The 23,774-nt window shown below is 62.2% G+C and carries 23 protein-coding genes and 2 pseudogenes; 17 read left to right on the forward strand and 8 right to left on the reverse strand.

What is annotated here, in order from left to right; translation table 11 throughout:
- A pseudogene (locus tag ACPZMI_RS04215) lies at window positions 1–113 on the reverse strand (IS5/IS1182 family transposase); the annotation flags it as partial.
- A 185-nt stretch (window positions 114–298) separates the two neighbouring features.
- Between ACPZMI_RS04215 and ACPZMI_RS04220 the strand changes: the two are divergent.
- Both ACPZMI_RS04220 and ACPZMI_RS04225 read left to right on the forward strand, forming a co-directional pair.
- Window positions 299–538: pseudogene (locus ACPZMI_RS04220) on the forward strand (SRPBCC family protein); the annotation flags it as partial.
- 159 nt (window positions 539–697) lie between these two features.
- Entirely contained in the window at window positions 698–1,633 is a 936-nt protein-coding gene (locus ACPZMI_RS04225; protein ID WP_426351737.1) for a cyclase family protein, read from the forward strand.
- Between the two features lie 36 nt (window positions 1,634–1,669).
- Here the strand turns inward: ACPZMI_RS04225 and ACPZMI_RS04230 are convergent, their stop codons facing one another.
- Window positions 1,670–2,563 carry a LysR family transcriptional regulator gene (locus ACPZMI_RS04230; RefSeq protein WP_054891435.1) on the reverse strand — a complete coding sequence of 298 codons (894 nt, stop codon included), beginning with the start codon at window positions 2,561–2,563 and terminating at the stop codon, window positions 1,670–1,672.
- Window positions 2,564–2,710: 147 nt separating this feature from the next.
- Between ACPZMI_RS04230 and ACPZMI_RS04235 the strand changes: the two genes are divergently transcribed.
- From ACPZMI_RS04235 to ACPZMI_RS04250, 4 genes are all read left to right on the forward strand, one after another.
- Complete coding sequence (locus ACPZMI_RS04235; protein WP_186707739.1) at window positions 2,711–3,790, forward strand: 4-oxalomesaconate tautomerase; 1,080 nt, start codon at window positions 2,711–2,713, stop codon at window positions 3,788–3,790.
- A 56-nt stretch (window positions 3,791–3,846) separates the two neighbouring features.
- Window positions 3,847–5,163, forward strand: coding sequence for a C4-dicarboxylate transporter DctA (gene dctA, locus ACPZMI_RS04240; protein WP_426351738.1), 1,317 nt, complete (start codon window positions 3,847–3,849; stop codon window positions 5,161–5,163).
- 95 nt (window positions 5,164–5,258) lie between these two features.
- On the forward strand, window positions 5,259–6,563 hold the full coding sequence (locus ACPZMI_RS04245) for a CitMHS family transporter (protein ID WP_186664122.1): 1,305 nt from the start codon (window positions 5,259–5,261) through the stop codon (window positions 6,561–6,563).
- A 60-nt stretch (window positions 6,564–6,623) separates the two neighbouring features.
- The gene (locus ACPZMI_RS04250) at window positions 6,624–7,877 is read left to right on the forward strand and encodes an OprD family porin (protein WP_288374981.1); all 1,254 of its coding nucleotides are present in this window, start codon (window positions 6,624–6,626) and stop codon (window positions 7,875–7,877) included.
- Window positions 7,878–8,018: 141 nt separating this feature from the next.
- Here the strand turns inward: ACPZMI_RS04250 and ACPZMI_RS04255 are convergent, their stop codons facing one another.
- Window positions 8,019–8,474, reverse strand: coding sequence for a VOC family protein (locus tag ACPZMI_RS04255; protein WP_426351739.1), 456 nt, complete (start codon window positions 8,472–8,474; stop codon window positions 8,019–8,021).
- 181 nt (window positions 8,475–8,655) lie between these two features.
- On the opposite strand from ACPZMI_RS04255, the gene ACPZMI_RS04260 reads away from it, so the two are divergent.
- The 8 genes from ACPZMI_RS04260 to ACPZMI_RS04295 all read left to right on the forward strand — a co-directional run bounded on the left by ACPZMI_RS04260 (window position 8,656) and on the right by ACPZMI_RS04295 (window position 16,060).
- A complete protein-coding gene (locus tag ACPZMI_RS04260) occupies window positions 8,656–9,063 on the forward strand; it encodes an ACT domain-containing protein (RefSeq protein WP_426351740.1) in 408 nt (135 codons plus the stop codon).
- 71 nt (window positions 9,064–9,134) lie between these two features.
- Entirely contained in the window at window positions 9,135–10,112 is a 978-nt protein-coding gene (locus ACPZMI_RS04265) for a D-2-hydroxyacid dehydrogenase family protein (protein WP_426351741.1), read from the forward strand.
- 541 nt (window positions 10,113–10,653) lie between these two features.
- Window positions 10,654–11,256, forward strand: coding sequence for a hypothetical protein (locus ACPZMI_RS04270; protein ID WP_426351742.1), 603 nt, complete (start codon window positions 10,654–10,656; stop codon window positions 11,254–11,256).
- Between the two features lie 42 nt (window positions 11,257–11,298).
- Window positions 11,299–12,573 (forward strand): PDDEXK-like family protein, encoded by a 1,275-nt coding sequence (locus ACPZMI_RS04275; RefSeq protein ID WP_186707752.1) that lies wholly within the window; start codon window positions 11,299–11,301, stop codon window positions 12,571–12,573.
- A 69-nt stretch (window positions 12,574–12,642) separates the two neighbouring features.
- A complete protein-coding gene (locus ACPZMI_RS04280; protein WP_411382678.1) occupies window positions 12,643–13,098 on the forward strand; it encodes a GNAT family N-acetyltransferase in 456 nt (151 codons plus the stop codon).
- A gap of 43 nt (window positions 13,099–13,141) precedes the next feature.
- Entirely contained in the window at window positions 13,142–14,140 is a 999-nt protein-coding gene (locus ACPZMI_RS04285; protein ID WP_411382679.1) for a hypothetical protein, read from the forward strand.
- A gap of 11 nt (window positions 14,141–14,151) precedes the next feature.
- Window positions 14,152–14,805, forward strand: a complete 654-nt coding sequence (locus tag ACPZMI_RS04290; RefSeq protein ID WP_426351743.1) for a hypothetical protein — start codon at window positions 14,152–14,154, stop codon at window positions 14,803–14,805.
- 43 nt (window positions 14,806–14,848) lie between these two features.
- Window positions 14,849–16,060 (forward strand): RES family NAD+ phosphorylase, encoded by a 1,212-nt coding sequence (locus ACPZMI_RS04295; RefSeq protein ID WP_411382681.1) that lies wholly within the window; start codon window positions 14,849–14,851, stop codon window positions 16,058–16,060.
- Between the two features lie 71 nt (window positions 16,061–16,131).
- Here the strand turns inward: ACPZMI_RS04295 and ACPZMI_RS04300 are convergent, their stop codons facing one another.
- Window positions 16,132–16,566, reverse strand: coding sequence for a GNAT family N-acetyltransferase (locus ACPZMI_RS04300; protein WP_186720535.1), 435 nt, complete (start codon window positions 16,564–16,566; stop codon window positions 16,132–16,134).
- A 149-nt stretch (window positions 16,567–16,715) separates the two neighbouring features.
- Between ACPZMI_RS04300 and ACPZMI_RS04305 the strand changes: the two genes are divergently transcribed.
- The gene (locus tag ACPZMI_RS04305) at window positions 16,716–16,889 is read left to right on the forward strand and encodes a DUF2986 domain-containing protein (RefSeq protein ID WP_288374990.1); all 174 of its coding nucleotides are present in this window, start codon (window positions 16,716–16,718) and stop codon (window positions 16,887–16,889) included.
- 42 nt (window positions 16,890–16,931) lie between these two features.
- Here the strand turns inward: ACPZMI_RS04305 and ACPZMI_RS04310 are convergent, their stop codons facing one another.
- The 3 genes from ACPZMI_RS04310 to ACPZMI_RS04320 all read right to left on the reverse strand — a co-directional run bounded on the left by ACPZMI_RS04310 (window position 16,932) and on the right by ACPZMI_RS04320 (window position 20,588).
- The gene (locus tag ACPZMI_RS04310) at window positions 16,932–17,330 is read right to left on the reverse strand and encodes an NUDIX domain-containing protein (RefSeq protein ID WP_186664088.1); all 399 of its coding nucleotides are present in this window, start codon (window positions 17,328–17,330) and stop codon (window positions 16,932–16,934) included.
- A gap of 164 nt (window positions 17,331–17,494) precedes the next feature.
- A complete protein-coding gene (locus ACPZMI_RS04315; RefSeq protein WP_426351744.1) occupies window positions 17,495–19,684 on the reverse strand; it encodes an OsmC domain/YcaO domain-containing protein in 2,190 nt (729 codons plus the stop codon).
- Between the two features lie 85 nt (window positions 19,685–19,769).
- On the reverse strand, window positions 19,770–20,588 hold the full coding sequence (locus tag ACPZMI_RS04320; RefSeq protein WP_426351745.1) for a substrate-binding periplasmic protein: 819 nt from the start codon (window positions 20,586–20,588) through the stop codon (window positions 19,770–19,772).
- A 314-nt stretch (window positions 20,589–20,902) separates the two neighbouring features.
- Here ACPZMI_RS04320 and ACPZMI_RS04325 point away from each other — a divergent pair, with 314 nt between their 5' ends.
- Window positions 20,903–21,766, forward strand: coding sequence for a diguanylate cyclase domain-containing protein (locus tag ACPZMI_RS04325; protein ID WP_426351760.1), 864 nt, complete (start codon window positions 20,903–20,905; stop codon window positions 21,764–21,766).
- A 147-nt stretch (window positions 21,767–21,913) separates the two neighbouring features.
- Here the strand turns inward: ACPZMI_RS04325 and ACPZMI_RS04330 are convergent, their stop codons facing one another.
- The gene (locus ACPZMI_RS04330; protein WP_426351746.1) at window positions 21,914–22,696 is read right to left on the reverse strand and encodes an NAD(P)H-dependent oxidoreductase; all 783 of its coding nucleotides are present in this window, start codon (window positions 22,694–22,696) and stop codon (window positions 21,914–21,916) included.
- A gap of 85 nt (window positions 22,697–22,781) precedes the next feature.
- Here ACPZMI_RS04330 and ACPZMI_RS04335 point away from each other — a divergent pair, with 85 nt between their 5' ends.
- Window positions 22,782–23,687, forward strand: coding sequence for a LysR family transcriptional regulator (locus ACPZMI_RS04335; RefSeq protein WP_426351747.1), 906 nt, complete (start codon window positions 22,782–22,784; stop codon window positions 23,685–23,687).
- The last annotated feature ends 87 nt before the right edge of the window (window positions 23,688–23,774 follow it).

Raw genomic sequence — 23,774 nt, forward strand, 5'->3', positions numbered from 1 at the left:
TAGCTGATGTCGCTGGCTTGGCCGCCAGAGAGAAGGAAGCGCAACGGTATCCCGTTGGCGTCGCAGAGCATACGGATTTTGGTTGTCAGGCCGCCGCGACTGCGGCCTAGGCTCTGTATGAAAAACCTTGATACTCGGTGATGCTGCGTTGAAAACAGCCTCGGAATGCTCATTTACAACCCGTAAAGTCGAGCGCGACCCCGGCCGTTCTTCGGCTGTTTTCGCCTTGCCTGACCTTCGTCTCAAGGCTTTTCATACAGACCCTAGTAAAAATGTCAGGCGCGGTGAAGTAGACGAAGTCGAGCGCCTGCAGCATTTCGATGAAGCGGCGCGCAGCTACAGCTACTCGATCCTGCAGAGCCCCTTCCCGATCGGCGACTACCTGGCGACCCTGCGGATCAAGGCCGACGGTGATGGCAGCCTGGTGGAGTGGTTCGGCGAGCTCACACCCAACGGCGTCAGCGAAGCTGAGGTTCAAGCCCTGTTCAAGGGCATCTATGAAGGCGGCCTGGAGGCGCTGGCCAAGACCCTGGGCTGAGTGTCATCGGCTCCGACGTTGCAGGGCGACGCCGGAGCCTTCGCACAGGTGGGCAGCCCTGTTGACCTGCAGGCAAAAGTGATTGTCCCGACCGCTACTTTTTCCCAAGCCACCTGCTGCCGAGAATCTCCCGACTTCATTTCACACCTCGGAGATTCCATGAAAGTGTTCAAACCCCTGCTCCTGGCCACCGCACTGGCCGCAACCGCGCACAGTGCACTGGCCGCCGACTGGCAAGCGTCGCCCTATGGCGCACAGGATGAAATCGGCGCCGCCAACCTGCTCACCCCCGAGGTGGTCAAGCAGGCCGCCGAGTTGATCAAGACCGGCAAGACCTACCCCCTCGCCGTGCCGGTGAGCAAGGACCTGCCGGCCTTCCGCCACCGCAGCTTCCACCTCTACAACATCCAGCCCGGCGAACAGGCCGGCCAGACCCTCGGTCGCAACAAGTTCACCTTCAACGATGAACTGGTCAACGGCTGGACCGGCGTCGGTACCCAGCTCAACGGCATCGGCCATATCGGCATCGACAACGTCTACTACAACGGCAACAAGGCTGCCGATTTTGTCACGGTCGAAGGCGTGACCAGGCTGGGCATCGAAAAGGTGCCGCCGATGGTGACGCGCGGCGTGGTGCTGGACATGACCGCACACTACGGCAAGGCCATCGTTCCCGGCGGCACCGCGTTTACCGTCGCCGACATCCAGGCCGTGCTGAAAAAGCAGCACATCACCCTGCGCAAAGGCGATGTGGTGCTGTTCAACACCGGCTGGCTGGAGTTGATCGGCAAGGATAACGCGCAGTTCCTCGCCACCGAGCCCGGCATCGACCTGCCGGCTGCGCAATGGCTGGCCGACCAGGGCATCGTCGCCTTCGGCGGTGACACCTGGGCCTCGGAGGTGTATCCGAACCCCAGGGGCGAAGAGTTCCCGGTCAACCAGTTCATGCTGGCCAAGCGCGGCATCTACAACCTCGAGCTGATCGATACCCGGGAGCTGGTCAAGGACAAGGCCTTCGAGTTCATGTTCGTGCTTGGCCAGCCGCTCTACAAAGGCTCGACCCAGGTGAACATCAACCCGGTGGCGATTCGCTGATCGAGGCGCTGCGGCCCGCCCTGTCTACAGGGCGGATCACACGTTCGGCCACTGTTCCAGCAGGATCGAGACGAACTTCTCCGCCGCTGGCGACAATGAGGCGCCGCGGCGATACACAAGACCCAGCGTGCGAGTCACCTCAGGCTCGATCAGCGGCACGCTGACCAGGGTCGGGTGATCGGCCGCCGGCATCGCCAGGCTCGGCATCGCCGACACCCCCAACCCAGCCTCGACCATACCTAGCGAGGTCGACAGGTGCTGCACCTCGTAGAACCATTTGGGCCGCAGCCCCAATCCCGACAGCGCGTGGTCGAGCAGCATGCGGTTGCCGCTCAGCCGCCCTACCCCGATCAGCCGGTGCTCTGCCAGCTCCGTCCAGCTCACAGACACGCGCCCGGCCAGCACATGGTCACGCCGACAGGCCAGCACGAACTGCTCCTGCACCAGTGGGACGAACTCGATGTCCGGATGCTGCCCGCTCATCATGTTGATCCCGAAATCGGCCTCGCCACGCAGCACCGCCTCAAGCCCATCGTTGGCACTGAGGTCGAGCAGGCGGATGCGAATCTTGGGGTACTGCTCGTTGTAGAGGCGAATCACCGAGGGCAGGAAATAAAACGCTGCCGTGGGGATGCAGGCCAGAGTCACCTGCCCGGTCTGGCGCTCGGCCAGCTCGCGAATGCTCAGGATCGAATCCTCGAAATCGTCCAGCAGGCGCCGGGCCTTGGGTAGAAAGTCACGCCCGACACTGGTCAGCCCGACCCGCCGCGTGGTGCGTTCGAGCAAGGGTGTCCCAAGGCCATCCTCGAGCTTCTTGATGCGTCGGCTCAAGGCGGGCTGCGATAAATGCAAAACCTCCGCTGCCTCGTGAAAACTACCCAGTTCGGCGATTTTCACGAAAGATCGTATGTCCTGAAGTTCATATTCCATGCTGATTCTCTTTCAGACACTGGCCGTCAATTTATTTATAAAACGCAATAATAGCGACGATATTTGCATTGGATTGATTTATCCACCCCTGTCACTCTTGTCCCAGACACATCAATGATGCCCATTGATCAACAAGAGTTAGATTTCATGCAACGAATTCCTTGTGTGCTCATGCGCGGCGGGACCTCCAAAGGCCCCTTCTTCCATGCCTGGGACTTGCCGTCCAATATCGTCGAGCGCGACGAGATGCTGATATCCCTGATGGGCTCTGGCCATGAACTGGAAATCGACGGCATTGGCGGTGGCAGCCCACAGACGAGCAAAGTTGCGATCATCAGCCCTTCACTGCACCCCGATGCCGATGTCGATTATCTGTTCGTGCAGGTGATGGTCGCCGAGCGCCGTGTCGATACTGCGCCCAACTGCGGCAATATGCTGTGCGCGGTCGGGCCCTTCGCCATCGAACAAGGGTTGGTCAAAGGTGACGACGGCCAGACGCTGGTGCGCATCCGCAACCTCAATACCGGCACATTCGTCAATTCGCTGGTACAGACGCCTGGCGGCATCGTGCGCTACGAGGGTCGTACCGCCATCGACGGCGTTCCAGGTACAGCCGCCCCCGTGCACCTGACATTCCTCGATGCCGTCGGCAGCAAGACCGGCAGCCTGTTCCCCACTGGCCAGTCCCAGCAGGTGATCGATGGCGTACCAGTCACCTGCATCGACATGGCCATGCCGATGATGATCGTCGACGCCCGGCACCTGGGGCTTGAGGGCAGCGAGAGCCCGGCTCAACTGGACGCCGATGCAAAGCTGCTCAAACGCCTCGAAGCCCTGCGGCTGAAAGCCGGCCGGGCCATGGGCCTGGGAGATGTGAGCAACATGGTGATCCCAAAGCCGGTGGTCGTGTCTGCCCCACGCTTCGACGGCACGCTGCAGGTTCGTTACTTCATGCCGCACAACTGCCACCGGGCGCTGGCGATCACCGGCGCTATCGGCCTGGCCACTGCCTGTGTCAGCCCGGGCACAGTGATCGGCGACCTGCTCGGCGAACAGGCCCAGGCCCTGCGTGAGGTACGTCTGGAGCATCCAAGCGGGGTCATCGACATCGCCCTGTCGCGCTCCGGTGCCGATGGCCAGACCTTGCAAGCCTCGGTGGTACGGACCGCACGCCGATTGTTCTCGGGGTTCGTCTACGCACCGTCCACGCGGCGACTCGCAGGCTAAGCCCGATTTAGCTCCATCCAGCGCATCCGCACAACTTCAATAATGGGTGATGCCTTATGAAACTCATGAAATCGCTGTACTTCCAGATCCTCTGCGCCGTCCTGCTAGGCGTGATGGTCGGACACTTCTGGGGGCAACAGGCCGTTGCGCTCAAGCCCCTGGGCGATGCCTTCATCAAGCTGATCAAGATGATGATCGCACCCGTGGTGTTCTGCACCATCGTCACCGGCATCGCCGGCATGACCGACCGCCGTTCGCTGGGTCGGCTGATGAGCAAGACCTTGTTGCTGTTCCTGGTGTTGACCGTGGTCAGCCTGATCATCGGCCTGGTCGCGGTGTACCTGTTCCGTCCAGGCGTGGGCATGAACATCGACCCAGCGACCCTCAGCACTGCGGGCCTGAGCCAATACACCACCTCCGCCGCCAAACTGGGCGTGGTGGACTTCTTCATGCATATCATCCCCGAGACCTTCATCGGTGCCTTCGACAAAGGCGAAGTGCTGCCGGTGCTGTTCATCGCCGTGCTCTGCGGTTTTGCCCTCTCAGCCATGGGCGAATCCGCAAGGCCGGTGCTGGAGGTGCTGGAGTCAGCCTCGCAGATGGTGTTCCGCATCTTCGGTTACCTGATGCGCTTCGCCCCGATCGGTGCCTTTGGCGCGCTGGCCTTCACCGTCGGCCAGTACGGGATCACCTCGCTCGGCGCCTTGGCCAAGCTGATCGGCACCTTGTACATTGCCTGCGCCTTCTTCGTGATAGTGGTGCTGGGCGGCATCTGCCGGGCACATGGCTTCAGCCTGTGGAAGCTGCTGCGCTACCTGCGCGAAGAGTTCCTGGTGGTGTTGGGGACATCGTCCACAGAGCCGGTGCTGCCACGCATGCTGGAAAAGCTCCAGGCTCTTGGCTGCAAGAAAGGCGTGGTGGGCCTGGTGCTACCGACCGGCTACTCGTTCAACCTCGACGGCACCGCGATCTACCTGTCGCTGGCCGCGGTGTTCATCGCCCAGGCCTGCAACATCGATCTGAGCCTCGGCCAGATCCTGACCATGCTGGCGATCATGCTGCTGTCGTCCAAAGGGGCTGCAGGTGTGACCGGCAGCGGCTTCGTCGCCTTGGCTTCGACCCTTACGGTCATCCACGACATCCCGCTGGCCGGCCTTGCATTGCTGATCGGTATCGACCGCTTCATGTCCGAGGCGCGGGCCCTCACCAGTCTGGCGAGCAATGCGGTAGCCACCGTGGTCATTTCGTTGTCGGAGAACGCCTGCGACCGTGAAACGCTCATGCGCACCCTGGCCAACGGCAAAGCCGACACCCCGGCCGAGCAGGCCTGGCAGCCTACCCAGGCTGCAACCCCACCCCATCGTACTCACTGACATTCACCTCACTTGATCCCCCGCCTCGGGCGGGGGCTGGCGGACGCCTGCGCGCCAGGCGACCATGACGACAATAAAAACAAGAGAAACGACCCATGCTTGCACTCCTAGGCCTGGTCATGGTGGTGACCTTCACCTACCTGATCATGAGCAAACGCCTGTCCCCGATCGTCGCGCTCACTGTGGTGCCGATCGTCTTTGCCCTCATCGGCGGCTTCGCCCCGGACCTGGGCAAAATGATGCTCGACGGCCTGAAGATGGTTGCGCCTTCAGCCGCCCTGCTGCTGTTCGCCATCCTGTTCTTCGGCCTGATGATCGATGCCGGCCTGTTCGACCCGCTGATTCGCAAGATCCTCAAGCGGGTCAATGGCGACCCGATCAAGATCGCCATCGGCACCGCGCTGCTGTCACTGCTGGTGGCCCTCGACGGCGACGGTACCACCACCTACATGATCACCTGTGCGGCGATGCTGCCGCTGTACAAGCGCATCGGCATGAACCCGATGATTCTGGCCACGATTTCCATGCTGTCGCTGAGCATCATGAGCGGCATGAGCCCTTGGGGTGGCCCGGCGACCCGCGCTATCGCCGCGCTTGGCCTGGATGCGACCGAGTACTTCATCCCGATGCTGCCGACGGTGATCGGAGGTGCCGCCTGGGTGGTGTTCACCGCGTTCCTGCTCGGTCGTGCCGAACGCCGACGCATCGGCAACGTGGCGCTGGAGTCCGGGGGCGGCAACTGCTACATCAAGGAGATCCTCGGCGATAACCCGCACAAACGCCCACGCCTGGCCTACGTCAACCTGGTGCTGGTGATCATCGTGATGAGTGCCCTGGTCATGGGCCTGATGCACGCTGCGATCCTGTTCATGATCGGCTTCGTGGCGGCACTGATGATCAACTACCCGCAGCTCGAGGTGCAGAAAGAACGCATCCTCGCCCATTCCGGCAACGCCATGACCGTGGTGCTGCTGGTGTTCGCAGCGGGCATCTTCGCCGGCATCTTCTCCGGCACCAAGATGGTCGATGCGCTGGCCCAGACGCTGGTGGACTGGATCCCAGAGGCCTGGAGCCACTGGTTCCCGCTGGTGGTGGCGCTGACCAGCATGCCGCTGACCTTCGTGCTCTCCAACGATGCCTACTACTTCGGCGTGGTGCCGATCCTGGCCAACGCTGCGGCAGCCTACGGCATCGATCCTGTGGAGATTGCCCGGGCTTCGGTGCTCGGCCAACCGGTGCACCTGATGAGCCCGCTGGTGGCCTCGACCCTGCTGCTTGTGGGCATGGTCGACCGCGACATCGGTGACTTCCAGAAGGCCACGGTGAAATGGGCGGTGCTGACCTCGCTGGTGATCACCGCGTTGGCGCTGCTCACCGGCGCCCTGTCCTTCTTCGTCTGAACCACTGCGCGGCGCCAACTGGCGCCCGCCCTCTGTGCGACCCACATTAGAGTACCGATCATGTCTCGAATCGTTCTGCGAGGGGCCGGCTGTGCCCTGCTCTGCGGCTGCATGCCAGTTGCTGGCGCTGCCGGTTTCATCGATGACAGCACACTGAAGCTGCAACTGCGCAACGTCTATTTCAACGAGAATTTCCGTGACGAACACGGCATGAGCAGCCGTGCTGCCGCCAACGCCAAGAGCGAACGAGTGGAATGGGCCCAAGGCTTTCTGCTCGATTATCAATCCGGCTATACCCCGGGTGTCCTGGGGCTTGGCATCGATGCGTCGGGCCTGCTTGGCGTACGCCTGGACTCTGGTCGTGGACGCAGTGGCACAGGCCTGCTGCCGGTGCACGACGACGGCCACGCCGCTGAAGAATTCGCCAGCGCCGGCGTCACTGCCAAGGCACGCCTGGGCAAGACAGTCGTCAAGCACGGAACACTGCTGCCCAAGACCCCCGTGCTGGTCTACAACGACGCCCGCCTGCTGCCGCAGACCTACCAGGGCAGCCAACTGGTCAGCAACGACCTCGACAACCTCACCCTCACATTCGGACATCTGGATCGCTTCAAGCTACGCGACTCATCGAACAGCACCGGGCTGTTTCTGGACGGCTACAGCGGTCGCGAATCCGGCGATTTCAGCTACGGCGGCGCCGACTACGCGGTCAGCAAGCAATTGCGCCTGAGTTATTTCCACGGCGAGTTGAGCGACTTCTACCGCCAGGACTTCGCCGGCATTCAACATGACCTGCCGCTGGGCGGGGGCACGCTTGCCAGCGACCTGCGCTATTTCAGGAGCCGCGACGACGGCGCGGCCCAGGCCGGACGCATCGACAACCACATGCTCAGCGGGCAACTGACCTACAGCCACAGCGGCCATGCCTTCGGCACCGGCTACCAGGTGCTGCGCGGCGACGCCGGCCTGCCCTACATCAGCGGCGCGACCGTGTATTCGTTCAGCAACGTCGGTATCGGAAAATTCATCGAGGAAGACGAAAAGACCTGGATGGCCAGCTATGCCTACAACTTCGCTGCCGCAGGGGTTCCCGGACTGACCTTCATGACCCGCTACCTTAGTGGCGACAACCACCGCTCAGGCGAAGACGGGTTGCGCGAATGGGAACGCGACGCGGAACTGGCCTACGTTGTGCAATCCGGACCGTTCAAGGGGCTGGGCGCCAAGCTGCGCAACTACGTGTACCGCTCGGATTTCGCCCGTGGCCGCGATAGCAATCGGCTCTACCTGACCTACGATATCGTGCTTTGGTGACCGACCTGTGCCGGTATCGATCGATACCGGCAAATCACCCCTCGGCCAAGGGCACACAGCCCTGGTAACGCCGTCAAGGTTACGGGACGCTTCGCCTATAGCCCACTGATCTTGCGGTGAGCGACCGAGTTCGACAGTGCCTCAGGCAAACACCTCTTCGATAAAGCGCTCCAGCCCCTCGGCCTCGAGGATCTCGATCGAAAAGTGCCCGAACTGCTTGGGCAACCAGATGATCCGCCCGCCTCCCGGCGCTTGCAGGTCATTCCGGGCCAGCGGGTTGCCATTTTCGTCCTCGGGCTGAACACCTTGCGCAATCAGCTGGTCGTACACCACCTCGATGTCCGGAGTGGAATAGCAATGGCGGTAGATGGTGCCCTCGCCCTGGGTCTCGAGCAGCGTCTTGAGATTGCCTGCCAGCGGCTGGACCAGCATGAAACGCTCCGCCCCCATCAGCACCACGGCGTAGCGCACATGCAGACCGCCGCGCTCCCAGACCTGGGTTTTCGAGATCCGCGCACCGAGTACCCGTGCGTAATACGCACACGCGGCCTCGAGGTCGCTGACCAGTACATCGACATGACTGAATTTCAGATCCATTGCTTCACTCGCTTTGCGGGGGAACAGTCTGGCGGGAAAGGGCAATCAATCTTCCACGGGCCTCAACCCCGCGTCCATCGTTGTTTACATAAGCCAGGCTAATCGGCCATCAGCAACATTCGCTCTACTGATCAGTACCGGCAAGGCACACTGGCGAACTTTTCAGACGCAGAGCTCCCCCATGTCAGGCGAAAAATCCCTCACCGCGCTGCTGCGCGGCATGAGCCCCAAACTCAACCCCGGCGAATACGTGTTCTGCACCGTGGCCGACAGCGCAGCTTTGCAGGGCAGCGAAGTGCTAGGCAGCTTCCGCGAGCAGGAAGGCTTGACCGCGATCCTCGACCGTTCACGCGCCGATGCGCTGGGCCTGGAGTACAGCTTCGTCGCGGCCTGGATCACCCTGACCATCCACTCCGCGCTCGATGCCGTCGGCCTCACTGCCGCCTTCGCCAGCGCACTTGGGGAAGCGGGCATCAGTTGCAACGTGATCGCCGCCTATTATCACGACCATATCTTTGTCGCCAGCAGCGACGCCGCACGGGCGATGGCCGTACTCCAGGCGCTGTCGCGCGGTGGCGATACACACTGAAGAGGGCTCGTGCAGCGCTGGCGAATTCGGCTATCGTCTGACCTCCCCCAGACCCGCTCGGACCGCCGCACATGCACATTGTCATCCCCGACGACTACCAGAATGTGATCCGCACGCTCGACTGCTTCGCCCGCCTGGGCAACCACCAGGTCACTGTGCTCCACCAACTGCAACCGGCCACCGAGGACCAGCTCGTCGAGCGCTTTGCCGATGCCGACGCGCTGGTGCTCACCCGCGAACGCACGCGCATCGACGCGGCGCTGCTCGACCGGTTGCCCAAGCTCAAGCTGATCAGCCAGACCGGCAAGGTATCCAGCCATCTGGACCTGGCAGCCTGCACCGCCCGTGGCGTTGTCGTGACCGAAGGCCGCGGCTCGCCGGTGGCGCCGGCGGAGCTGGCATGGACGCTGATCCTCAACGCTCGCCGTCAATTGGTCCCGGCGATCGATGCCTTCAGGCAAGGGCGCTGGCAGGTCAACCTGGGCCAGGCCCTGGCGGGGCAGACCTTGGGGATCTGGGGATACGGCAAGATCGGCCAACGCCTGGCGCGCTACGCCCAGGCCTTCGACATGCCGGTGCTGGTATGGGGCAGCGAGGGCAGCCGCACTGCCGCCCAGGCCGATGGCCACCGGGCTGCAGCCTCGCGCGAGGCGTTCTTTGCCGACGCCGACATTGTCAGCCTCAACCTGCGCCTGTCCGACAGCACTCGCCACCTCGTGACCGGCGATGACCTGGCACGCATGAAGCCCGACGCCTTGCTGGTGAACGTCAGCCGCGCCGAGCTGATCGCCCCGGGTGCCCTGCTCGCGGCGCTGGACAATGGACGCCCGGGCTTCGCTGCCCTGGATGTGTACGAGAGCGAACCGCTGCTCGACCCTGCCCACCCCTTGCTCCAGCACCCGCGCGTGCTGTGCACGCCGCACCTGGGGTATGTGGAGAAGGCGGGCTACGAGCTGTACTTCGGTGATGCTTTCGACAATGTGCGGGCGTTTTTCGAGGGTGCGCCGATGAATGTGGCCAATCCGGATGCGCTGGGGCGTGGTCGCTGAGCACAGCCTGGGCTTGCCGCAAGCGCCGCGATAAAGAGCTAATTCCTACAGCGGACTACTCCACGTCCGACAGAGAGCCATGACCACAGAGAAATACCCTACGCAACCTGTCGACTCCCGTCTGATTGTCCTGGGGAAGCCTGGCCAATAGGCTTCCCCGGTCGCTGGTGTTCAGCGACCGGGTGTGGAAACCCGGATACATGGAAAGCGGCAGCCCTTTATGGCAGCTGTGCGCGGGAGGTCTTCGGACCTACCGGGGTTTTCCGTGTACCCGGCTTTCCACCCCGTGAACAGCTGCCACCTTGTGGGAGCGGGCTCGCCCGCGAAAAGTACACCGCGGTGTCTACTTCGCGGGCAAGTCGCAGCCGCAAACCAGCGCTCCCACGAGCCAGATAACGTACCGCGATACGTATCACGCAATCATCGATGCAGCCGTAGGTCCTGGCAGCGCAACCGCCCAAATGGCACGCCACACAGAATTAGTGGCACAATGCCTCTACCGCCTGATTCAGCTCTCCACAATCGGATACAGGACCCGCCGATGCAACAACCGGTCAGAACACTCAACGCCGCCAACATCCAAGCGCTCAAGCAGGAGTTCGAAAACAGCCTCGCTTGCATCGGCGCCTCGATACAGGGCCAAAGCGGCGTGCAGTTGCTGACTTCGATAAAGCGGGTAAAGGTCGGTACAGGCCCCTACCCCGACGTCACGCTGTTCGAAGCGGCCAACAGGATCATGTCCGATCTGGTCATTCTCAATGGCGTCGCCGGCCTTCTGCGCGAAGCCACTTTCCCGTTCACCGAATACACCGTTGAATTTGGCAATGAGGACAAGAACGGCTATGACATTCGTGCCAGTTCCCCGACCGAGACGTTGATCGGTGAGGCCTTCAATGTGGCGCCATCCTTCTTCCAGGGCAAGAAAGCCACTGCGCTGCAGAAACTGCGCAAGGCGTCGACACCCGCACGCTATCGCATCCTGATGTTCAATGCCGACGCCCGCCCTGCGCGCTATGCCGCCAAACATGAGCCGTTCGTCTACCACGTGTGCGTTGATATCGAACGCGGTGACATCGACGTGCAGGCAGGCAAGAACTGCCTGGACTTCCTCAAGCAACAGCGCAGCCCGATCGAGGCCTGCTGATCGTAAACCCTCCCAACCTCCCACCTTCATTGCAGGACTCGTATGACTTTGGAATCTCTGGTGGACGCCCTGTACGGCGACCCGGATGTGCAACGGATGCTCGCGCTGTCGACCCACAGCGACGCTCTTCAGATCTGCTTCCCCAAGGAAGTGAACGTATCCCGCTTCCTCGCCTGGCTGATCGATCCGACCCAGGGGCACGGGCTGGGTGACCAGGCGATCAAGTCGCTGCTGACCCGGGCAGGACAATCCGGCCATATCGAAAACCTGAGCCTCAATGACCGCCGCTTCCTGGCCGCCTCGAACGTACAGACCCTGGCCTTCTCCTCGCTCATGGTGATGACGGAGGCCGAACTGGGCCTGCGCAACCAGAAGCGCTATATCGACGTACTCGCGCTGGACCCGGCGGCCAAGATTTACATCGCCATCGAAAACAAGTTTGGTCATCACGAGGGGGAAGACCAGACCAAGACCTACTACGAAGCCCTGACCAGTCTCTACCCGAACTATCGCGGCATCCATATCTTCCTCGACGGCCACGAGAACGACCCGGAGCACGACCAGTGGATTCCGGTTGGGTACACCTGGCTGACCGAGTTCCTCACCCAGATCGAACAACTGCAGTGGACCGCGCCTCACGTGAAATCCACCCTGGCGCAGTTTCGCAAGGCCATCCAGGAAGAAGAGGAGATCGCCGAAGGCGACGGCCTGGGCAAGCTGGTCACCACGGTGGCAAGCAAGCATCAGGAGGCACTCGACGCCCTGCACAAGATCCTCACCCCCAATGCGCCGAGTTCGCGCGCCAAGGATCTGGCAGCACTGGTCAACGGGCCGACGGGCAATGATGCAAAGGCCAATGTGCGCTTGTTCCAGCTCTATGCGCGTAGACCGCAGGTGTGGGACAGGTGCCTGAAAGAACGCAAGTTCGCTCGGTTCCACAGAGCGTTAAACGAAGCTTTCGACGGCCTCACCACCGATCCTCGTCGGGTCATCACCTACTTCAGCCTGGAAGAGTTCGAACGCTTCCTTGACCCGGATCTGGGCACACTGTTTGCGGCGGCGCTCCTGATCCGCCAGGAAGGCGACCACTTCCGTATCAACTCCTACATCTACCTCAACTCCGTGCACGCGCAGTACCGTGAGCCACTGATCGAAATCGCCAACGCCGAACGGGCACGGCGCGGCATTCGCAAAACGTCACAGGACGACGGCTATTTCACTATCCGTCGCAGCGAAAGCCTGCCACCGGCCAAGGCAGCAACCGAAGCTGTCGAGCACATGCGCAGCCTGGTTGCCTTGCTCAAGGATCTTCACTAGGTTGCAAGCCTGCGGGCGTCTGATCGCGCCCGCGGGTTCAGCCCGCATCCGCCCCCAGGAGAGCGCACGATGATTCGACCTGCCACCCCCGCCGACCAACCCGCCATCCAGGCCTGCGCCGAGCAGGCTTATGCCCGCTACATCCCTTTGATCGGCCGCAAGCCTGCCCCCATGCAGGCCGACTACGCCAGCCAGATCGCGGCGGGCTGGGTACACGTGGCCTTGGACGAGCAGGCCAGCCTGCAAGGTTTCATCGTGTTCTACCCCGACGACAACCACATGCTGCTGGAAAACGTAGCCGTACTGCCCAGTGCCGCCGGACGTGGTGTCGGCAAGGCGCTGATCAACCTGTGCGAAAGCCGCGCGCGCCAGCTCGGGCTGAATGCAGTGCAGCTCTATACCAACGAACGAATGACCGAGAACCTCTGCCTCTACCCCAGGCTCGGCTATGTCGAGATCGCCCGACGCAGCGAGGACGGCTTCAACCGGGTGTACTTCGAGAAAAAACTTGGCCTAACGCGCTGAGTGCCTCGGTCAATATCTGCAAGGACGTCCCAAGGCTCTACGCATGAACTTCCAGCTTCGATTCATTCCGCCGCTGACTGTCAGCTTCGATACTTACAATCCCATCTTCGGGGTACAAGGCTACCGCGAAGCTATCCGCCAATACCTGTTGCCTCAATCGAACCCGTTCGCCTACAGCCTGGGTGCTGTACCTCTTGATTCTCGCACTTACTGCAAGGGCTCGGTATTTTCAAGGGTGCGCAGGATCAAGGCTGCACGTGTACATACCTTCATGAGTGGAACGGTCGATATCGATGAATTCTTCCCGCCGGCCGCAAAGACTCGCATGGGTCGCTTCAATGACCATGGCGAGCGCAAGCTGTACCTGGCGGACCATCCTTATGTGGCCTTGAAGGAATGCGGAATCGAGCCAGGCGATTACTTCCTGTTCAGCTACTTCACCCTGCAGAACGATACCCACTTCGTCTACGCCGACCCCGACAGCGGTCATTTTGCAAAGCTGCTCAGTGACCTGTTCAAAAGCAATGACAAGGGCTTTTATGCCGTCATCAACGACACGGCCAAGCGTTATCTTGACTTTGATAGCCACCATGGCATTGCCTACGACTCGGTGAAGGTCAAGAAAGCCTCCAGCGATAACGACTGGGACAACATTGACTCGATCACCAATCTGGTGGTTTCAGAGAGCGCGATGCCTGCTGCTCGCCTTGTCGTCGGTTGGCTTGCACAGTGCGACGAACGCTACCGTCCACGCTACTTCAGACAGTTCACGGCACCAGCCGATGGGAGAAAACGGCTCGTCGTGGTCAAATATCACGGTAACGAGTCCGGCTTCGTCGCTGCACACGCTCAGGCCATGAAGCACGTCCGTCAATTGCGCAAGCAAACCCAAAAGCGCATCCAGCTCAATCAATACGAGGATGTCGACCTCACCCCCAGCAAATGGCTACAGCATGACGGCTGTTGGCTAAACCCGGATCATCCCGATGGGAGAATCCTGCACATCGCGGCCACCCCACCCCTCCCCCCCACCCGAGCCTGACCGAGGGCACCATGCAGTTCGCAGTAGCGCTTATCGAATACCTGATTTCCGGCATTGCCGCGTCGGCCTGGATGCTCGCCATCCTCCGAGAACATTACCCCGCTTATTTTGCCGAGGTTCCCTGGAGCACGCTCAAGGACTACAAGGAGATCATCGTTCTGATCTACCTGCCGATCGTCTACGTGCTGGGGATCTACGTCGATGCAACCTCCTCGTACCTGATAAGAAGGGGCGCCCAGGTGGACGAGTGGATCGATACGCGGCTGAATCGCTTTTCGGGCCTGCGCGACCGCGTGCTGTCGCTGTGGCAACGCCTCGTGGGTAGCCCCAAGCAGCAGCCCTACGGAAAAACCGCTGAGATCATTGCCCGCTCCGCCCCAGACGCTGTCAGGGCGATGGAAACCTACGTCAGCAGGGATCGCATTGCCCGAGGGGTGGCGTTCAATGCCTTTGCCGGGGGGCTCACTGCGTTGTTTTATGCCCCGCAGCAGCACAAGTTGGTCATCTTCCTGGTCTGTGCGATCACCTTCATGTACTCCAGCATCATGCATAACCGACTGAGCCGGCTCTCATCACGGTTCAAGGAAGTCGTCCTGCACAATCTGCGCAAGCAGACACCCGTAGAACCACGAAAGAACGAACACAAAGCGACCACCGAAGCCTAGAACACCGACATGCCCACGGATGGGTGGGCTGCTGGAGAGGCACATGCCATACCGATCTTTCATCTGCGAATTCTGCGTCAGCGACCCGAGCCTTCGTGCAGAACTGCAGGAGCGCGGCAAGCGCCTGAGGCATTGCCCCACGTGCAAAAGCAGCAATGGCAAAGGGCTCAGCGTCGAGGACTACAGGATCACGCGCATCCTGCGTGCACTCGTGCGCCTCAACTATTCAGAGTGGGACTACAACCACCACATCGGTGGCGACAGCCTGCAAGCATTGATGGCCAGGGATGACACCATCTTCAATCTCTCCAAGCGCTACAGCGATTACATTCCCGACGAAATCTGGCTCCCGGTGGAAGATTACGGCTGGTACCCCGAATCCGGCGAAGACATCTCGCTGGGGGGCGGTTACTACGATGGAAATGTGCTGTGGGGCCTACGCGATTACGACAGCGATCGGGTGCGCTTGCTGGTCAAGCGCGCACTGGAGAACAATCACTTTGAAGTGGAGTCGGATGTCGCCAGGCTACTGGAGAGCCTGCGCGGCGACATCAGCCGCAAGCTGACATGCGGGAGTGAATTCTATCGCGCACGGGTAGGTGTCCAGTCACGCTTGACGGAACTGGCCAGCCTTTCACCTACCGACAATGGCTTCGTCTACCAACCCTACGCTGAGGCGAAAATCGGCGCGCCCCCGCTGCACCTTGCAACCGAAGGCAGGTTCAACCGCGCCCGGGTCTCCATCCTGTACCTGGCCTCCGATGTACTGACTGCCGTGGCGGAGATACGCCCTCATCCGGGGCACCTGATCTCGACCTCGAAGTTCCGCTCGACGCGTCCCCTGGAGGTCGCCGACTTCTCAAACTTCGATATCAGAAACTTTCTGAGTGACGAACGGCTCGAGCGACTCAGGGATATCCTCTCCATCGCCGCGGTATTGAACGTGCCGGTGCAACCCGAGCACCGCTACCTCTACAGCGTGACCCAGCTTTTTGCCGACGTCATCCGAACACAGGGGTACGACGGCATTCTGTTTCCAAGCACTGTGTCCAAGGGGGAAAACCTGACCTGCTTCACGCCGGGCGCGTTCGAACGGGTGGACGACAGCGCGGACGTGCATGAAGTTGCGGCCGTCGAATACACGATCAAGAAGATGCCGATTCTGGAGAAGCACCACCTGGAGCATGAGTACGATAAAAACGAGGAAACACCCTTCGCCACACTTCTGCATGGCCTTACCAGACGTGGGAAATAATCCAGGCCAGTCCGCACGAACGTCCGGCCCTGCCCTGGTTGCAACACACCGCCAGGCGGCCAAGTGCTGACTCAGGCGTTCTCGTCGCCCGCCCGCGTGAAGGAGAAACGCTCGATGTCCGTGCGCAATTGCCAGCCATGCCGGGCCCAGTAGTCGGCCGCTTGCGGGTTGGTCTTGAGCACATCCAGGTGGCACTTGCGAATACCCTGCTCGGCCAGGCCCTGCAAACACAGCTCCACGAGCTGCCTGGCGATGCCCTGACGACGAAACTCCGGCAGCACCAGCACATGTTGCAGGTAACCCCGGCGGCCATCGTGCCCTGACATCGCGCAACCGACCAACACCGATCCCGCCGCAGCGACGAAGCTCAACTGCGGATTTCGCTGCAGGTAGCGTTGTGTAGCCTCGAACGAGTCGGCCTCACGTACCGAAACGCCAGGGGTCTGGCGCATCAGCCCCAAGATGGCATCGTAATCATCGAGGGTCATCGGGCGGTAGGTGATCATGGTGGCCAGCGCTCCATTTGAGAGGGCCGCCTACGCTAGCAGAAAGAGATGAACGTACCCAGCAGCGCGCATCTGCCTTGTCCATCGATGCCCACAAGGCTAAGCTCGCGGCGTTTCGCTAGCGGATGCGCTCAAGGGGCGTGGAGAACATGAATCGTCAGAAAAAGATCAAGCAGCTGTTGAAGGCCCACGCCAAGAAAGCCAACGCCAAGCTGGCGCCCAGGAGCAACAAGCCCAAGTACATCAGCAAGGCCGACCGGTTGAAGCTGGAGGTCGAGGCGATGCTGGATGCCCCAACCCAGGATCAGCCTGCGCAGGCCTGAGCCGTCAAATCTTGCCCACCGCGATCGGCAAGGCTTGTATTTTCAGGCCGCCCAGGTCGACAGCGCCGGAATCTGGCAGGCCAGCAACGCCTCGGCCGCGGGGGTCAGCGGCGCACGCCCCAGCCCACGGCGCTCTATCCATGTGCATGCCGCAATTTCTCTGCGCGCACACGGCCGATCGCCGGGGTGCAGGTGGGTGGTGAAGATGTGATGGAGAATCCCTGCCACTTCCAGGGTGCACAAGTGCAGCAGGCCATGGCCGCTCAGGCCGGTTTCCTCATGCAACTCGCGCGCGGCCGCTTCATGCGGCTGCTCGCCCTGCTCTATCAGGCCACCCGGGAAATTCCATTTACCGCCTTTCTTGCGCACGAGCAAAACCCGCCGCTCATGGAAGCAGATGATCGTCGCTCTGTGCTTGGCGGGTAGGTTTGCGTGAGGCATCGGATCGGGTGGGAACCTGTGTCAGCCATATATGACAGTTTTGTTACATCATTGACAGGCAAGTATGACGCCAAGTTCAGCCCAGGAGACACATGGCTGCGGGGAGGGATGTCAGGAAGGGTGGGAGGCCCGCTGAACAGACCTCCCGGGGCAGAGCTAACGCGTCAGCCGGCTGCCCGGGCACGCGCCGCATGCAGTTTCTTGTAGCTCTCGATTAGACGCAGGTGGCGGTCCAGGCCTTCGAGCTTCAGGCTGGTTGGGGTCAGCCCGTAGAAGCGCACGCTACCGTCCACCGAGCCGAGTGCCGCGTCCATACGCTCATTGCCGAACATGCGCCGGAAGTTGGGCGCGTAGTCGTCCATCTCCAGCTCGTCGTCCAGCACCACTTCCAGCACCACGTTCAGCGCCTGGTAGAACAGCCCGCGCTCGACGGTGTTGTCGTTGAACTGCAGGAACATCTCCACCAGTTCCTTGGCCTCCTCGAAACGCTGCAGCGCCAGTTGGATCAGCAGCTTGAGCTCGAGGATGGTCAACTGGCCCCACACCGTGTTGTCGTCGAACTCGACGCCGATCAGCGTGGTGATGGTGGTGTATTCGTCCACCTCGACCTGCTCCAGGCGCTTGTACAGCAACTTCAGCGAGCGGCTGTCGAGGCTGTGCAGGTTGAGGATGTCGGCACGGAAACCCAGCGCACGGTTGGTGTTGTCCCAGATCAGGTCCTCGACCGGGTAGATTTCCGAGTAACCCGGCACCAGGATGCGGCAGGCGGTGGCACCGAGGTCGTCGTACACCGCCATGTACGCTTCCTTGCCCAGCCCTTCCAGGATGCCGAACAGCGTCTGCGCCTCCTGCTCGTTGGAGTCCTCACCCTGGCCCGAGAAGTCCCACTCGACGAACTCGAAGTCGGCCTTGGCACTGAAGAAGCGCCACGACACTACGCCGCTGGAGTCGATGAAATGCTCGACGAAGTTGTTCGGCTCGGTCAACGCGTGGCTTTCAAAGGTTGGTTGCGGCAGATCGTTCAAGCCCTCGAAGCTGCGCCCCTGGAGCAACTCGGTGAGGCTGCGTTCCAGCGCCACTTCAAAGCTTGGATGCGCGCCGAACGAGGCGAACACACCGCCGGTGCGCGGGTTCATCAGGGTCACGCACATCACCGGGAATTCACCGCCCAGCGAGGCATCCTTGACCAGCACCGGGAAGCCCTGCTCCTCCAGCCCCTGGATACCGGCGACGATGCCTGGGTACTTGGCCAGCACGTCCTGTGGCACGTCCGGCAGGCACAGTTCGCCTTTGAGGATTTCGCGCTTGACCGCCCGCTCGAAGATTTCCGACAGGCACTGCACCTGGGCTTCGGCCAGGGTGTTGCCAGCGCTCATGCCGTTGCTCAGGTAGAGGTTTTCGATCAGGTTGGACGGGAAGTACACCGTCTGCCCGTCGGACTGGCGCACGAACGGCAGCGAGCAGATGCCCCGGGCCTTGTTGCCCGAGTTGGTGTCGTACAGGTGCGAGCCACGCAGCTCGCCATCCGGGTTGAAGATCGCCAGGCAGTACTCGTCGAGAATCTCCTGCGGCAGCGCGTCCTTCGGGCCTGGCATGAACCACTGCTCGTTCGGATAGTGCACGAACGGTGCGTTGGCGATGTCCTCGCCCCAGAACTGGTCGTTGTAGAAGAAGTTGCAGTTCAAGCGCTCGATGAACTCGCCCAGTGCCGAAGCCAGCGCAGCTTCCTTGGTCGCGCCCTTGCCGTTGGTGAAGCACATCGGCGACTGCGCGTCGCGCACGTGCAGCGACCAGACGTTGGGCACGATGTTGCGCCAGGAGGCGATCTCGATCTTCATCCCCAGATCGGCCAGGATCGCCGACATGTTGGCGATGGTCTGCTCCAGCGGCAGGTCCTTGCCAGGAATGTAGGTGGTGGTGTCGGACACCGGCATCAGCAGCGCCTGGGCGTCGGCGTCGAGGTTGTCGACCTCTTCGATGATGAACTCGGGGCCGGTCTGCACCACTTTCTTCACGGTGCAGCGGTCGATGGAGCGCAGGATGCCCTGGCGGTCCTTCTCGCTGATATCTTCAGGCAGCTCGACCTGGATCTTGAAGATCTGGTTGTAGCGGTTTTCCGGGTCGACGATGTTGTTCTGCGACAGGCGGATGTTTTCGGTGGGAATGTCGCGAGTCTGGCAGTAGAGCTTGACGAAATACGCCGCGCACAGGGCCGAAGAGGCCAGGAAATAGTCGAAAGGACCTGGCGCCGAGCCATCACCCTTGTAGCGAATGGGCTGATCGGCGATCACCGTGAAGTCGTCGAACTTGGCTTCAAGTCGGAGATTGTCGAGAAAATTGACCTTGATTTCCATGCGGGCACACCAGCGCGTAAAACGAAATGGGCGCCATTATCCGGGTTTTTCACCGGGAAGTCTTGCCGCGCCAGCAAGGCCCGGATCAAGGCGCCGCCGCGCCCTCCTGCTGCTGACGCCAAAGCTCAAGGTTTCGTGCCACCAGGCGTTCCGGCAGATCGCTGGACACGATCTGCTTCATCTTCGCGGCCAGTTGCTCACGTAACTGCGGCCGGTTGCACGGCGAGTCATGGGACATTGCCAGGTACAGCCCCTCGCTGGACACCGGCGGCTCGAGCACCTGCACCTGCTGGTCCACGTTCAGCACACGCGCCAGGGCCATGCCTGGAAACTGCTCGAAGATCACGTAGTCACTGCGTTTGTGCAGCAGCTTCTCGAAGGCTTGCTTGGCGCCTGGCACTGCCTCCAGGTTGAGATTGGTGCGGGCGAACTCGTCGAACTGCTCGCCATGGCTGTTGTTGACCAGCACCCCACCCTTGAGCCCGCGCAGATCGTCCCAGCCCTTATAGGGGAAGGCGCTGTCGCTGCGCACCCAGACGACACTGGGGGTGTACAGGAACGGCGGTTCGATGAAGTCCACCTCGTTCTGCCGCGCCCGGGTCAGGAAGTAGCCGGCCAGCAGGTCGACGCGCCCGGTGCGCACCTCTTCCTGGGCCCGCCCCCAGGGCCCGACATACTTCAACTCCACGTCCAGTCCAAGCTCGCCTGCCACGTGCTTGAGCAGGTCGGCATTGGCGCCGATCAGCCGCTGAGGATCTTGCGGGTCGCGCCAGAGGTAAGGCGGATACTCGGGGTTGCCCGTGGCGGTCAGGCCCGCGCACGCCTCCACCGCCAGCGCGCCCTGGGACAGCAAGCACCAGGTGAGCGACAGCAGCAGGGTCCGGCAGAAGTGGGGCTCGATCATGGGTGACCCTCGTCTCGGTAGGCGGCAAGAAGGGCGACAGGGTTCAGACAGTCTGGACCAGAAACCGACAGGTGCCAGCAATGATCGCTGCACGATGCCATTCGTCGGCGCATGATGCCATCACTGCCCACGTTCGGCTGCGCCTGCCACTATTTTTCACCCCCCTGCTGGCCATAACGGCCAGACCCTGTAGGCTGTGCAGTGGCCGCGAACGATCGGCCGGTACCGCCAGGGTGCCGGGCGCGCGCAGGATGACTCGTCGGCCCTTCTGCGATCTGGCCCTGATCGAGTCTCACGACCCGGACACCTGCCCCATGCCCGTCGACCTGCAAGCGCTCTACCCCAAGTTGATCCACCTGATGCTCGACACCGTCTTCGTGGTCGACCAGGGCGACCAGATCGTATTCGTCAGCGATGCCTGCGAAGCGCTGCTGGGCTACCGCGCCGAGGAACTCATCGGCACGCCGATCACGCATTACATGCACCCCGACGACCTGCCCGCCACCCGCGCCTCGATCGTCCGGGTCATGTCCGGCCAAGCGCATTTGGACTTTCGCAACCGCTACATCCGCAAGGACGGCGGTGTCGTCCATATCCTCTGGGCGGCCTTCTGGTCCGAAGAAGTGGGCGCACGCATCGGCGTGGCGCGCAACGTCACCGCCCTCACCCAGGCCGAAGAAGAGCTGCGCTTTCTCGCCCACCACGACCCGCTGACCCGGCTGGCCAATCGCGCCCTGTTCAACAGCCGCCTGGACGCTGCGTTGAAGGCAGCGCAGCAGCACGGCGATACCCTGGCGCTGCTATTCGTCGACATCGACGACTTCAAGGAGATCAACGACACCCACGGCCACAGTGCCGGCGACCGCGTGCTGCGCCTGGTGGCCCAGCGCCTGGAGCGCTGTGCCGGCGCGCATGCCACGGTAGCACGGGTGGGCGGCGACGAGTTCGCCATCCTGCTCACCGACCTGCCGTCGCACAGCGCCGTATTCGACAAGGTCACACAGATCCTGGCCGTCATGGTCGAGCCGCTGGATGCCGACTTCGGCGGCCTCGCCATGCCGACCTGCAGCATCGGCGTCGCCTGCTACCCCGCCGACGGGCGCGATGCCGATGCCCTGCTCAGCCATGCTGACGGCGAGATGTACCGGGTCAAGCGGCAGCGCTCGGCCTCGTGCTGACTCCCCCACCAACCTGTTCGCAGGCGATCGGAGAAAAGGGGGGGTGGCAAATCGGCGGCTTCACCATGACCCGTGCATGCCTGCCGTCCAGCCCCCGAACTGGCTGACGAAGCACAACCGACGCACCGGAGTTCGCAATCGAGCCGCTTACACCTCGAGCAGATGAACCCCAAGCCCCTCCTCCCCCGGTGCCAGCTCCGGCCGCAAGGTCAACTCGGGAATCAGATAATCCCCGCCATTCTGACGCCGATACGGGATCGGAGTATCGCCCCACAAACCATCGAGGCGCCGCTCCAGTTGCAGGCAGGCATCGGCGAATGCCGCATCGTCGATGCGGCTGGTGCGATGGAGCACGAACGGCGGCAGCACCTCGAACCCCGGATAGAACAGGATGCCGTGCTGGATGGGGAACAGGATCGCCTCCAGTGGGCCATTGATGCCCCGCGGCGCGTAGTGGGAGGCCCAGCCACCGGTTGTGACCACCAGCATGGCGCGCTTGCCGGCCATGCTGCCTTCACCATAGCGGTCGCCCCAGTGCTGGTCGGAATGCTCGCCCACGCCGTAGGCGAAGCCATAGGCATAGACCCGCTCGACCCAGCCCTTGAGGATTGCCGGCAGGCCGAACCACCACAGCGGGAACTGCAGGATCACGGCGTCGGCCCAGAGCAGTTTTTCTTGCTCCAGGGCAATGTCGGCACTCTGCGTGCCATCGGCGAAGGCCTGGCGTGAGTCTTCCGAGACCCGAAAACGCACGCCGGGTTGGCCGGCTGTATTGTCGCTGGCATCGATCAGCGGCTTGAAGGCCATAGCGTAAAGATCCGATACCTGCACGTTGTGGCCCTGGCGCTGCAGGTGGGCAACCGCATGGTCCTTGAGCGAACCGTTGAGCGAGCGGGGTTCAGGGTGGGCGTAGACGATCAGCACATTCATGGTGGCACTCCGTAAAGGGATGCGAGCCATGATGGGCGGCCACACGATATAGTTGAAATGAATATCCACTATTCCAGGTATTGCCTTGCACGATTCCTTGCGCCGCCTCGACCTCAACCTGCTGGTGACCCTCGACGCCTTGCTCAGCGAGCACAATGTGACGCGCGCGGCGCAGCGCCTGCATCTGGCACAACCGACCGTCAGCGTGCAGTTGGCACGCCTGCGCGAGCTGCTCGAGGACCCTCTGCTGCTACCCGGCCCAAGGGGCATGCGCCCGACCGCGCGGGCAGACGCCTTGCGCGCACCGCTGCGCCAGGCGCTGGAGGCGTTGCAGCTTGCCATCGCTGCGCCGCAACCCTTCGACCCGGCCGCCGCCCGCCGGACCTGGCGCGTGGCCGCCACCGACTACAGTGCCTCGACCATCCTGCTGCCCGCCCTGGCCAGATTACGCAGCGCAGCCCCGGGCACACGCCTGGCGGTGCTCGACCTGCAGCCTTCGGCCCTGGTCCGCCAGGCCGAGCTCGGCGAGATCGACATGGCCTTTCACATTGCCCTGCAGGCGCCGGCAGAGCTGCGCCAGCGCAGCCTGTTCGTCGAGCGCTACGTGCTGGTCGGCCGGGTCGACCATCCAGGGCTCAGGCGCAAGCCGACACTCAAGCAGTTCTGTGCGCTGGAGCAGGTGATCGTCTCACCCGACGGCGGCGGCTTCCATGGCCCGACAGACGCAGCGTTGGCCGCACAAGGGCTCGCGCGCAACGTGGTGCTGTCGGTGCCGCATTTCATGCTGCTGGCGGCGGTGCTGGCCGGCTCGGACCTGGTAGCCATGCTCCCGCAGCGGCTGGTGGTCAGCGACCCCAGGCTCAAGGTGGTGGAAGCGCCCCTGGCAGTGCCGGGGTTCGAGATGCTGATGCTGTGGCCGGAACGGGTACATCGGGACCCAGGGCATCGCTGGCTGCGGCAGGTGATTGTCGATGCCCTGCAGCAGGGCTAGGCTCTGTCTGAAATGTATCTGCGCTCGCCCATACTGCGTTGAAACGGGGCGCGGAATGCTCATGTACTCCAGTACAGTCGGGCGCGA

This window comes from Pseudomonas wayambapalatensis (assembly GCF_049942315.1).
Classification (GTDB): Bacteria; Pseudomonadota; Gammaproteobacteria; order Pseudomonadales; family Pseudomonadaceae; genus Aquipseudomonas; species Aquipseudomonas wayambapalatensis.